Source organism: Mesorhizobium sp. M0848 (genome assembly GCF_040319805.1).
GTDB lineage: Bacteria > Pseudomonadota > Alphaproteobacteria > Rhizobiales > Rhizobiaceae > Mesorhizobium.
Genome location: NZ_JAMYOM010000013.1, coordinates 90,618 through 102,255, shown reverse-complemented (window position 1 = coordinate 102,255; position 11,638 = coordinate 90,618). Strand labels below are relative to the sequence as shown.

Here is an 11,638-nt window from a genome sequence, read left to right as displayed (position 1 = left end):
AATCCCAGACAAGCCACTCATAACAGACGAGAAAGTGATCCCGGCTCTAGTTCGAGATCAAGCTCTGCGTCAGCGGATGCGCCGGGTCGGCAAGGCCGTCGACAATGCTGTAATGATGCCGGTCGGGCTCGACCACGGCGCTGGTGGTGGCGCCGAGGCCGGTCCAGATGTTGGTAAGCAGCGCATTCTGGCGCAGGAATTCGGCGCGCTCGCCGCCACCGGCCCAACAGGTGATGCGGGCACCATCCATGGGCCGCAGCAGCGCCGGGCTTTCAGTCAGCGCCTCGTGCTCGTCGATGGCCAGCGCCGCGTTCATGCCGGTGCGCATGAGCGGACGCAGGTCATGCAGGCCTGAAATCGAGACGACATGGCGTATGCGCCGCGCCACATCGGCGGCCAGCGGCGTGCTTGTCGTCACCATCCGGGTGGCGAGATGGCCGCCGGCCGAATGTCCGGTCAGCATCAGCGGTCCGTCGACCATTGCCGCTGCCTCGCCGATTGCCGCCCCAATCTCGCTGACGATGCCGGCGATGCGTATGTTCGGGCACAGCGTGTAGGAGGGCATCGCCACGGCGAAGCCACTGCCGACCGCGCCATTGGCGAGGTGCGACCACAAGCTCTTGTCGGTCTCCAGCCAGTAACCGCCATGGATAATCACCACCAGCCCTTTGGGCGCGGCCCTGGGAAGGAAAAGATCGAGCCGATTGCGCGGTCCGTCGCCATAGGCGATGTCGAGCCGCGCCCGGCCCTGCGCCGACAGCGCATCGCGGAATGCTTGCGCTGGCTCCGCCCATGCAGACGGCCAGCGATCACTGCCCGCGATGTTGGCGCCGTTGGCATAGGCATCATCCCAATCGACGATGTGACGTTCGAACATCTGCGCCCTTCCCCAAGACGGCATCGCTACTTGCTAGCAATGGCCACCGCCATGCCATGCGTCAATGCCCTGAGCAAAAACATTTTAGGCTTGAAACAAATTTCGACTGGTGCGATCCTGCCCCAACGAACAGCCGACAATGGGAGGTCTGCTGTGCTGCCCGAACCTGCAGATGTTCACCCTTTCTGGGCGCATCTCAGCAGGTGCGATGGGTAGTACGAAGCTTCCTCAGAGCAGGACCTTAGGATCCACTACATCCGGCCAAGGCGCATCGCGCACTGGTCAGGCAGCAGACGGGATAGCGGCGACATGCTTGGGCCTTCAGCGCATATCGACACGTTCACGCGCGATCACCTGCCGCCGCCGGAGCAATGGCCTGAAATCCTGCTCGACGGCTTCGACTATCCCGAACGCCTCAACGCCGGTGTCGAACTGACCGACAGGCTGGTCGAAAAAGGTCTCGGCGACCACACCGCCCTGATCGGCAATGGCCGCCGCCGCACCTACAAGGAACTGTCCGACTGGACGAACAGGCTGGCCCACGCGCTGGTCGAGAATTACGGAGTCAAGCCGGGCAACCGGGTGCTGATCCGCTCGGCCAACAACCCCGCCATGGTCGCCTGCTGGCTGGCCGCCACCAAGGTCGGTGCCGTGGTCGTCAACACCATGCCGATGCTGCGCGCCGGCGAACTCGCCAAGATCGTCGACAAGGCCGAGATCACCGTTGCGCTCTGCGACACCAGGCTGATGGACGAGATGACCGTGTGCGCCAAGGACAGCGCATTCCTCAGGCAGGTCATCGGTTTCGACGGCACCGCCAACCATGATGCTGAACTCGATCGCGCCGCGCTCGACAAGCCGGTGACGTTCAGTGCGGTCAACACCGGCCGCGACGATGTCGCCCTGCTCGGCTTCACCTCGGGCACGACAGGCGTTCCGAAGGCGACGATGCATTTCCACCGCGACCTCCTGATCATTGCCGACGCCTATGCACGCGAAATCCTGGAGGTGACGGCGGACGACATCTTCGTCGGCTCGCCGCCGCTGGCCTTCACCTTCGGCCTTGGCGGGCTCGCTATCTTTCCCCTGCGCTTCGGTGCGGCGGCGACGCTGCTGGAGCAGGCGACGCCACCCAACATGATCCACATCATCGAGACCTACAAAGCGACGATCTCCTTCACCGCGCCGACTGCCTACCGCGCCATGCTGAAGGCCATGGATGAAGGTGCCGACCTGTCGTCGCTGCGCGTTGCAGTTTCGGCCGGCGAAACCTTGCCCGCTCCGGTTTTCGAAGAGTGGACGAAAAAGACCGGCAAGCCGATCCTCGACGGCATCGGCGCCACCGAAATGCTGCACATATTCATCTCCAACCGTTTTGGCGACATGAAGCCTGCGTCGACCGGCAAGCCGGTGGGCGGCTACGAGGCGCGCATCCTCGACGACGAGATGCGCGAGGTGCCGCGCGGCACGACCGGCAGGCTGGCGGTGCGTGGCCCGACCGGCTGCCGCTACTTGGCCGATGACAGGCAGAAGGAATATGTGCGCGACGGCTGGAACATCACCGGCGACACCTTCACGCAGGACGAAGACGGCTTCTTCCATTTCGCCGCGCGCTCCGACGACATGATCGTCAGCGCCGGCTACAACATCGCCGGACCCGAGGTCGAGGCAGCACTGTTATCGCATCCGGATGTCGCCGAATGCGCGGTGATCGGTGCAGAGGACGCCGAACGCGGCCAGATCGTCGAGGCGCATGTCGTGCTGGTGCAGGGCGTCGCGCCCGACGCCCTCACCACCAAGCGCCTGCAGGACCATGTCAAGGCAACGATCGCGCCCTATAAATATCCGCGATCGGTAAAATTCATCGCCGCTCTGCCCAAGACCCAGACCGGCAAGATCCAGCGCTTCCGGCTGCGCACGGAGAAAATCAATTGAGCGAGCCATACGATCCGGCGTCCGAAGGCGCCCAGATGTCGTTCAAGGAGCGCATGTCCTACAGCGACTATCTGCACCTGGAGAAAGTGCTGGAGGCCCAGACGCCGCTGTCATCGGCGCATGACGAGATGCTGTTCATCATCCAGCATCAGACCTCCGAGCTCTGGATGAAGCTCGCTCTGCACGAGATCGGCGCCGCGATCCGCTCGATCCGCGCCGACCGGCTCGAGCCGAGCTTCAAGATGCTGTCGCGCGTTGCGCGCATCTTCGAGCAGCTGAACAATGCCTGGGATGTGCTGCGGACGATGACGCCCAGCGAATACACCGAGTTCCGCGACGCGCTCGGCCAGTCCTCGGGCTTCCAGTCCTGGCAGTATCGCGCCATCGAGTTCATGGCCGGCAACCGAAACCTGGCAATGCTCGGGCCGCACAAGCACCGGCCCGACCTGAGCGGGAAGCTGGAAGCGATCCTGGCCGAGCCGTCGCTCTATGACGAGGCACTGCTGCTTTTGGCGCGCAACGGATTCGACATCGGTGCCGATGCCAGGCGCACGGACTGGCGTGAGACGCGAACCGAGAATGAAGAGGTGCTGGTCGCCTGGCAGACCATCTACCGCGATCCGCAGCGCTACTGGATGTTCTACGAACTGGCCGAGAAGCTGGTCGACTTCGAGGACTACTTCCGCCGCTGGCGCTTCAACCACGTCACCACGGTGGAGCGCATCATCGGCCTGAAACGCGGCACCGGCGGCACGTCGGGTGCTTCGTATCTGAAGAAAATGCTCGAGGTCGTGCTGTTCCCGGAGCTGTGGACGGTCCGCACCCGGCTCTGACGTCGAAATGAAAACAGGCACACCGAGGGGACGCGCTGTGGCGGAAAACCCTTCGCGAACAACCGGGGACTGACCGACCATGAGTGGAATTCCTGATCTCGCCGCAGTCGAAGCGATGGATGCCACGGATCCGCTGCGGGCCATGCGCGACCGTTTCATTCTGCCGGAGGGGATGATCTATCTCGACGGCAATTCACTGGGGGCAGCGTCTCATGCCGTTTTCAGCGAGCTGCAGCAGGCGGCGACCCAAGAATGGGCCCAGGATCTCATCCGAGCTTGGAACACGGCCGGATGGTTCGAGATGCCAATCGAACTCGGCGACCAGCTCGGACGCCTGATAGGAGCCGCGGCCGGCCAGACCGTTGTCTGCGACACGACATCGACCAACATCTACAAGGTGCTGCACGCGGCGATGGAGATGCGGCCCGGCCGGTCGGCCATCGTCGCCGAAGGTGACAGTTTTCCCACCGACCTGTACATCGCCGAAGGCGTGGCCTCGACCCGGGATGGCGTCCTGCTGCGCCTCGCGGGTGTCGACGCGCCGACCATCGAAGAGCTGATCGACGAAAACGTCGCGGTGGTGCTGGTCAATCACGTCAATTACAAATCGGGTGAACTGCGCGACATGGCGGCGCTGACGCGCAAAGCTCATGCGGCCGGAGCGCTGATCGTCTGGGATCTTTGCCACACCGCCGGCGCCCTGCCCGTCGAGCTCGATCACGCAAATGCCGATTTCGCCATCGGCTGCACCTACAAGTACCTCAACGGCGGTCCGGGCGCACCGGCCTTCATCTATGCCGCGCAGCGCCACCACGGCGATATCAGCCAGCCGCTCAGCGGCTGGTGGGGCCATGCGCGGCCCTTTGCCTTCGAACGGGGTTATGTTGCCGGCACCGGCATCCGCCGCTTTTTGTGCGGCACTCAGCCGATCCTGTCGATGCGGGCGCTCAAAGGCGCGCTTGCCATCTGGAATGACGTCGACATGGCGGCATTGCGAAAGAAGAGTGTCGCGTTGACAGAACTGTTCATCCAGCTCGTCGAAGCCAGGTGCGGCGCCTACGGTCTCACGCTGGAGACCACCCGCGACGCGACCAGGCGCGGCAGCCAGGTGTCGTTCCTTCACGATCACGGCTATCAAATCATGCGGGCGCTGATCGAGCGCGGCGTCATCGGTGATTTTCGTGCGCCATCGACCATCCGTTTCGGCTTCACGCCGCTCTATGTCGGCTACAAGGATGTGTGGCTGGCGGTTGAGGTGCTGGAGGATATTCTGCGCACGGGCGCATGGAAGGACCGCCGTTTCGCGGTCAAGGAAGCCGTTACCTGACGCAACGATCCCCGCGATCCACCGCCGCCGCCCTCACTGCCTGGCAGATGACGGAGGGCTGAATTTCCAGCCACAAATGCCAACAGACGTTGGCGTTTTGGCTCCGTTTCGTTCACGGCAAACGAACGTCCCGAAGATTGATATCGTCCTTTGTGGAGGTCGATAGACTGATAATGCCAAGCCTTGGGTCGAGGATGAGCCACAGGTCATTAACCATAATAATTTCAATGGGAACAGGCGCATCGCCGTGCCTAGCGCCTGTTGATCGCGACCCGCTGGCAAGCGCCAAATAATTTCAGCAGCCTTAACAAATTCATTAAACTTTAAACGGTTGCAGAACACAACTGGAACAGATAGGGTTTGTTCTGGGTTTGTTTTTCGATTCTGGTTTCAGGTAACCTGGGGGCCGCCATGCTGACGCGCAAGCAACATGAACTGCTGATGTTCATCCATGAACGCCTGAAGGAGAGCGGCATTCCGCCATCCTTCGACGAGATGAAGGAGGCGCTTGACCTTGCCTCCAAATCCGGGATTCATCGGCTGATCACCGCACTTGAGGAGCGCGGCTTTATTCGCCGGTTGCCCAACCGGGCACGCGCGCTGGAAGTGCTGCGATTGCCGGACTCGATCGCGCCCGGTCTCAACGCGGCAAAGAAGTTTTCGCCAAGCGTCATCCAGGGCAGTCTCGGTCAGGGTGGCGCCCTTGGCCGGCAGATCAAGCCGGCGCCTTCGCGGATGCCCTCGCCCGGCAATGATGACGATGCGGTCTCCGCCGTGTCGATCCCGGTCATGGGCCGTATCGCCGCCGGTGTGCCGATCGATGCCATCCAGCATCAGACGCATTCGATCTCGGTGCCGCCGGACATGATCATGGGCGGCGCCCACTATGCGCTGGAGGTCAAGGGAGACTCGATGATCGAGGCCGGTATCTTCGACGGCGACACCGTCATCATCCGCAATGCCGACACGGCGAGCCCCGGCGAGATCATCGTGGCGCTGGTCGATGAAGAGGAAGCGACGCTGAAGCGGTTCCGCCGCAAGGGCGCTTCGATTGCTCTCGAAGCCGCCAATCCGGCCTATGAAACCCGTATTTTCGGCCCGGACAGGGTCAAGGTGCAAGGCAAGCTCGTCGGCCTGATCCGCCGCTACTGAGGCGGCTGTGGGTTGGCCGCTGGCTTCTCCGGTTTCTTGAAGGGTGCCAGCCCCCTTGCCTCACGAGAGTATTTGCGTTGCGTGTGCCAGGGCCGATATGGGCTGTCCACCGCGAAGCTGATCGTCGCCGGCGTGGTCGCCGATTGGCGATCGAAGAAGACCGCGGCACTGCCTTTGCGAGCCAGTTGCCGCTTGGTGATGACGAGAACCAGCGGATTGTGACAGGCGTCATACGCGGTGGCGTCATTGATGACGATCAGCTCGGCGAAGCCGCAGGCTTTCCAGGCGTCCTTGCGGTCCTCGACATAGGCAATGATCGCACCGGACATGTGCCTGGCCACGCAAACGCCTGAGGAGCAATAGAACGGCGATCCCAGCGGCAGATCAACGGCATCCGCGACATCGAATTGCCCATCGCTGTTGTCGAACACCTCTGGCACGACGATGGTTTCTGATGTCAGGGCGCGTTTCCAGTTGTCGACGGTGAATTCGTTCGGCCGTTCCCGGCTGACGGCAAGCTCGCCGCCACCGATCGGCAACGCCACCAGCCGGGCGTCTTCCGAGATTAGCACATCCGGCGTGCGCGTATCCGAGACGGTCAGCAAGCCTGCCAGCGCGAATGGCAGAGCAGCGAGCCGCAGCCAAGTTGTCGCCATTGTCGCGATGACCAGGGCAATTGCCACCAACAGGACCGACTGCTGCGAAATCAGCCCGACCCCATCGACAGGCGAACGCTCGGAGATCCAGCCTGATATGGCGATCATCATCGTCAGGCCCTTACCCATCAGGTAGAGAGCCGGCCAATCCAATCCGAAAGGCATCAACAGCGCGCTGGCGACGGCCAGGAACATGACGACGGTGACGATCGGCATTACCGCGAGATTGGCAAACAGGCTGAGCGGCGAGACACGCTGAAAATGCCAGATGGCAAACAGCGTCGTCGCGCTTCCCGCGATGATCGAGGTCATGGCAAGGCCGGTTGCCGCCAGCAGGAATTTTCGCGTCAGGAAACCGGGCACGGATCGCTTTGGCGGCGGCGGTCTTGCTTTTCCCGCGCGGTGATCCGCCCAGCCGGCATAGGCGCCGACCAGAGCCGCGGTCGCGGCGAACGACATCTGAAAACTCGGGCCGACCACCTCATGCGGCGACACCACGATGACGGCGATCGCCGAGATCGCCAGATTGCGCATGGTGAGTGCTGCTCGATCGAACAGCACGGCAATCAGCATCACCGCCAGCATGATGAAGCTGCGCTCGGCGGCAACGACGACTCCAGAGATGATGAGATAGGCCGCGATCGAGAACAGCGCGGCGGCAGCGGCATACTTCTTGACCGGGCGACGCGCGGAAAAGTCGGGAAACAAGGCGAAGGCGCCGCGCAGCAATCCCATGATGGTGCCCGCGACCAGCGCCATATGCAGTCCCGAAATGGAGATGATGTGGTAGATGCCGGTACGTCGCATCGCCTCATTGATCTCATCGGGAATGCCGGCGCGCACGCCGACGATCAGCGCCGCGGCGATCTCGCCTTCGGCGCCGCCGACGCTCGCCCTGATATGGTCGGCGATGCCTTCACGGGCATTTTCCACGCTAGAGGAAATTCGGGCCGGCAGCGGCATGTCGCCGTCATCGTTGACGACAAGCTTTGGATTGCCGAGAAAGAACCCGCTGCCACCGATGCCGGCAAAGTAGCTGTCGAAGGAGAAGTCATAGCTGTCCGGCCGCACCGGCCCGGTCGGCGGCAAGAGCTTGGCATATCCGGTGATGAGGGAGCCGGCGGTCACGTCAGCCGGGATCTTGCGTGCCGAAAGCCGCACCCGTTCCGGCGCATAGCGCAGTTTCGGTCTTGCGGTCGATGTCACGTCGATGGTCAGCCGGATACGGCCGGTTTCCATCCGGTCGAGCGAGACGACGCGGCCGGTGACTTGCGTCGAAATTTCCGAGCCCAACATTTGTGTGCCCGCACGCCACGTCTCGACCTTGGCAGCAAGCAGTCCTAGGGCGCACAAAAGTGCCGCCATGAAACACAGATGGGTCTTTGGCCATGAGCGCGAGACCAGCGCACAGATCCCCGTCAGAATGACAACCGCGACAGGTCTCGCAAAGTCGGGTTCAGCCGTCAGCGAAAAATAGCCGATCGCTCCGATCGCCAGGCAGACCGGCACCAGCAGGAAGGCCACGCCCCGGTCGAGTTCCAGGCTCGCCGCCGTGTTCACGCTGTGGCGCAGGCGAGGCAGTGATGTCAGGCTGATTTGCCGGCGCACGCGAACGATCCTGCCGGTTTCGGCAACAGGAACAGAGGCGGCGACATCCGCTTGTAACGGCGCTTGGCCGGGATCCGGCAGGAGGGGCGACGGCAATGGCAGAGGCGCAAAGAGGGACCGTTCGCTGACGCCGATGGCAGCGTCCTCGCCCTGATCCGAGCCCCAGCCTCGTCCAGCCATCGGGTCTGCCCCTTGCGCCCTCGACACCCTATGCTACATGAACGCCGGGCGCGCGAAAGTCCGCGCAACCGCACCCGCTTCAGATGGTTTCCGAGAGTTCCATGTCCGACAAGGTCGTCACCCGTTTTGCCCCCTCGCCCACCGGCTATCTGCACATAGGCGGCGCGCGCACGGCGCTGTTCAACTGGCTGTATGCAAAGCACACTGGCGGCACGATGCTGCTGCGCATCGAAGACACCGACCGTGAACGCTCCAATGAAGCCGCGACGGCTGCCATCCTCGACGGGCTTTCCTGGCTTGGCCTGAGCTGGGACGGCGAGCCGGTGTCACAGTTCGAGCGTGCGCCGCGCCACCGCGAGGTGGCCGAGGAGCTCGTGCGCATGGGCATGGCCTATTATTGCTATGCCACGCCAGCCGAACTGGAGGCCATGCGCGAGGCTGCCAGAGCCAAGGGGCTGCCGCCCCGCTATGACGGCCGCTGGCGCGACCGCGACCCCTCTGAGGCGCCCGCAGGCGTCAAGGGCGCCATCCGCATCAAGGCGCCGACCGAAGGCGAGACCATCGTCCATGACCGTGTCCAGGGCGAGGTGCGCTTTCCCAACAAGGATCTCGATGACTTCATCATCCTGCGTTCTGACGGCAATCCCACTTACATGCATGCCGTCGTCGTCGATGATCATGATATGGGCGTCACCCATATCATTCGCGGCGACGATCATCTGACCAATGCCGCTCGCCAGACCGTGATCTACAACGCCATGGGCTGGGACGTGCCGTCCATGTCGCATATCCCCCTGATCCACGGCGCCGATGGCGCCAAGCTGTCGAAGCGGCACGGCGCGCTTGGCGTCGAGGCCTATCGCGCCATGGGCTACCTGCCGGAGGCGCTGCTCAACTACCTGGCGCGCCTTGGCTGGAGCCATGGCGACGACGAGATCATGTCGATCAAGGATATGATCTCGTGGTTCGACATCGGCGATGTCAACAAGGGCGCGGCGCGCTTCGACTTCGCCAAGCTGGAGGCGATCAACGGCGCGCATATGCGCCGCATGAGCGATGCCGAACTGTTCGACATCTTCATCGCCACCCTGCCCTATCTCGAAGGTGGCCCGGCGATCGCCGCGCGCCTGAACGACAGCACCAAGGCGCAGTTGCTGGCAGCGCTTCCGGGCCTGAAGGAGCGCGCCAAGACACTGGTCGAGCTCGTCGATGGCGCGGCCTTCCTGTTCGCCACGCGCCCCCTGCCGATCGACGACAAGGCGGCCCTTCTGCTTACCGACGATGCCCGCAAGATCCTGCGCAGTGCTCACGAAGCTTTGAACGGGCTTGCGGGTGACTGGACAGCCGCCTCGGCGGAGGCGGCGATCCGCGAGGTGGCAGCGGCCGGCAGTCACAAGCTCGGCGCGGTGGCCCAGCCTTTGCGCGCTGCGTTGACCGGCAAAAGCACCTCGCCGGGCGTGTTCGATGTGCTCGCCGTGCTCGGCCGCGAGGAAAGCCTGGCGCGCATCTCAGATCAAATCGATTAGGAGCAAACTGGCCCAAGAAGATTGGCATTGAAAGGCGGGTTTCGCAGTGCAACATTAGGCCTTGGCCCAATCTGGCACGCACCTCCTGAGATGCGGTGGCGAATACGCGCATTGCGGTGATTTTCGACGTGTCGCTCTGCAGAATTTTGCCTTTGCCGGCATGAGGAAACAAGAAGGAGTTTGCAATGACCGAAGCTGCGAAAAAAATGGATTTGGGCGGCAAGACCCAGGAGGCCACGGCAACGCTTGCATTCGCCGGCAAGACCCATGAATTCAAGGTGCGAAGTGGTTCGGTCGGGCCTGATGTCATCGATATCGCCTCGCTCTACTCAACCACCGGCGCCTTCACTTACGATCCCGGCTTCACCTCGACGGCAAGCTGCGAGTCCGAAATCACCTTCATCGACGGCGACGCCGGCATCCTCCTGCACCGCGGCTATCCGATCGACCAGTTGGCCGAACATGGCGATTTCCTCGAGGTCTGCTATCTCCTGCTCTACGGTGAATTGCCGACCAAGGCGCAGAAGGACGACTTCGACTATCGCGTGACGCGCCACACCATGGTGCATGAGCAGATGTCGCGCTTTTTCACCGGCTTCCGCCGCGACGCGCATCCGATGGCGGTGATGTGCGGCGTGGTCGGCGCGCTGTCGGCCTTCTACCACGACTCCACCGACATCTCCGACCCCTACCAGCGCATGGTTGCCTCCATGCGGCTGATCGCCAAGATGCCGACGATCGCGGCGATGGCCTACAAATACCACATCGGCCAGCCGTTCATTTACCCGAAGAACGAGCTCAACTTCGCCGCCAACTTCCTGCACATGTGCTTTGCCGTGCCGTGCGAGGAATACAAGATCAACCCGGTGCTGGCGCGCGCCATGGAGCGCATCTTCATTTTGCACGCCGACCACGAGCAGAACGCCTCGACCTCGACCGTTCGTCTCGCCGGCTCGTCGGGCGCCAACCCGTTTGCGTGCATCGCCGCCGGTATAGCCTGCCTGTGGGGACCGGCGCATGGCGGCGCCAATGAAGCGGCGCTCAACATGCTTGGCGAGATCGGCCATGTCGATCATATCCCCGAATTCATCGCCCGCGCCAAGGACAAGGACGACCCGTTCCGCTTGATGGGCTTTGGCCACCGCGTCTACAAGAACTACGATCCGCGCGCCAAGATCATGCAGAAGACGGCACATGAGGTTCTGGGCGAGCTCGGCATCAAGGACGATCCGCTGCTCGACATCGCCATGGAGCTGGAAAAGATCGCGCTGACCGATTCCTATTTCATCGAGAAGAAGCTCTACCCGAATGTCGACTTCTATTCCGGCATCACGCTGAAGGCGCTGGGCTTTCCCACCACCATGTTCACCGTGCTGTTCGCGGTCGCCCGCACCGTCGGCTGGATCGCCCAGTGGAAAGAGATGATCGAGGATCCGCGCCAGAAGATCGGCCGCCCGCGTCAGCTCTATACCGGCGCACCCGAGCGTGACTACGTGCCGATCGCCAAGCGGTGAATTGGGAGTAGGGATTGGGGATTGGGGATT

At 62.8% G+C, this 11,638-nt stretch carries 8 protein-coding genes; 6 read left to right on the top strand and 2 right to left on the bottom strand.

All coding sequences use genetic code 11. From position 1 onward, the window contains the following. Window positions 1–46 precede the first annotated feature (46 nt). Window positions 47–877 (bottom strand): hormone-sensitive lipase, encoded by an 831-nt coding sequence (locus NKH95_RS16785; protein WP_352442401.1) that lies wholly within the window; start codon window positions 875–877, stop codon window positions 47–49. 309 nt (window positions 878–1,186) lie between these two features. Between NKH95_RS16785 and NKH95_RS16780 the strand changes: the two genes are divergently transcribed. The 4 genes from NKH95_RS16780 (at window position 1,187) to lexA (ending at window position 6,124) form a co-directional block, all read left to right on the top strand. Continuing rightward, a complete protein-coding gene (locus tag NKH95_RS16780; protein ID WP_352442400.1) occupies window positions 1,187–2,812 on the top strand; it encodes an AMP-binding protein in 1,626 nt (541 codons plus the stop codon). Then, the gene (gene kynA / locus NKH95_RS16775; RefSeq protein WP_027036649.1) at window positions 2,809–3,645 is read left to right on the top strand and encodes a tryptophan 2,3-dioxygenase; all 837 of its coding nucleotides are present in this window, start codon (window positions 2,809–2,811) and stop codon (window positions 3,643–3,645) included. Before NKH95_RS16780 ends, kynA begins: the two co-directional genes overlap by 4 nt. Before the next feature lie 79 nt (window positions 3,646–3,724). After that, window positions 3,725–4,972, top strand: a complete 1,248-nt coding sequence (kynU, locus tag NKH95_RS16770; RefSeq protein ID WP_352442399.1) for a kynureninase — start codon at window positions 3,725–3,727, stop codon at window positions 4,970–4,972. A 411-nt stretch (window positions 4,973–5,383) separates the two neighbouring features. Further along, window positions 5,384–6,124 (top strand): transcriptional repressor LexA, encoded by a 741-nt coding sequence (gene lexA / locus NKH95_RS16765; protein WP_013531746.1) that lies wholly within the window; start codon window positions 5,384–5,386, stop codon window positions 6,122–6,124. On the opposite strand, the gene NKH95_RS16760 is transcribed toward lexA, so the two are convergent. Next, window positions 6,118–8,568 carry a ComEC/Rec2 family competence protein gene (locus tag NKH95_RS16760; protein WP_352892073.1) on the bottom strand — a complete coding sequence of 817 codons (2,451 nt, stop codon included), beginning with the start codon at window positions 8,566–8,568 and terminating at the stop codon, window positions 6,118–6,120. The genes lexA and NKH95_RS16760 overlap by 7 nt on opposite strands. Before the next feature lie 101 nt (window positions 8,569–8,669). Between NKH95_RS16760 and gltX the strand changes: the two genes are divergently transcribed. Together gltX and gltA are read left to right on the top strand one after the other, a co-directional pair. Then, window positions 8,670–10,094, top strand: coding sequence for a glutamate--tRNA ligase (gene gltX / locus NKH95_RS16755; RefSeq protein ID WP_023812921.1), 1,425 nt, complete (start codon window positions 8,670–8,672; stop codon window positions 10,092–10,094). A gap of 185 nt (window positions 10,095–10,279) precedes the next feature. Beyond that, window positions 10,280–11,608, top strand: a complete 1,329-nt coding sequence (gene gltA, locus NKH95_RS16750) for a citrate synthase (protein ID WP_027036654.1) — start codon at window positions 10,280–10,282, stop codon at window positions 11,606–11,608. Window positions 11,609–11,638: the final 30 nt, after the last annotated feature.

Bases quoted from the DNA above. Each gene is read 5' to 3' on its own strand.
- NKH95_RS16785 (WP_352442401.1), bottom strand. From the start codon at position 877: ATGTTCGAACGTCACATCGTCGATTGGGATGATGCCTATGCCAACGGC.
- NKH95_RS16780 (WP_352442400.1), top strand. From the start codon at position 1,187: ATGCTTGGGCCTTCAGCGCATATCGACACGTTCACGCGCGATCACCTG.
- kynU (WP_352442399.1), top strand. From the start codon at position 3,725: ATGAGTGGAATTCCTGATCTCGCCGCAGTCGAAGCGATGGATGCCACG.
- lexA (WP_013531746.1), top strand. From the start codon at position 5,384: ATGCTGACGCGCAAGCAACATGAACTGCTGATGTTCATCCATGAACGC.
- NKH95_RS16760 (WP_352892073.1), bottom strand. From the start codon at position 8,568: ATGGCTGGACGAGGCTGGGGCTCGGATCAGGGCGAGGACGCTGCCATC.
- gltX (WP_023812921.1), top strand. From the start codon at position 8,670: ATGTCCGACAAGGTCGTCACCCGTTTTGCCCCCTCGCCCACCGGCTAT.
- gltA (WP_027036654.1), top strand. From the start codon at position 10,280: ATGACCGAAGCTGCGAAAAAAATGGATTTGGGCGGCAAGACCCAGGAG.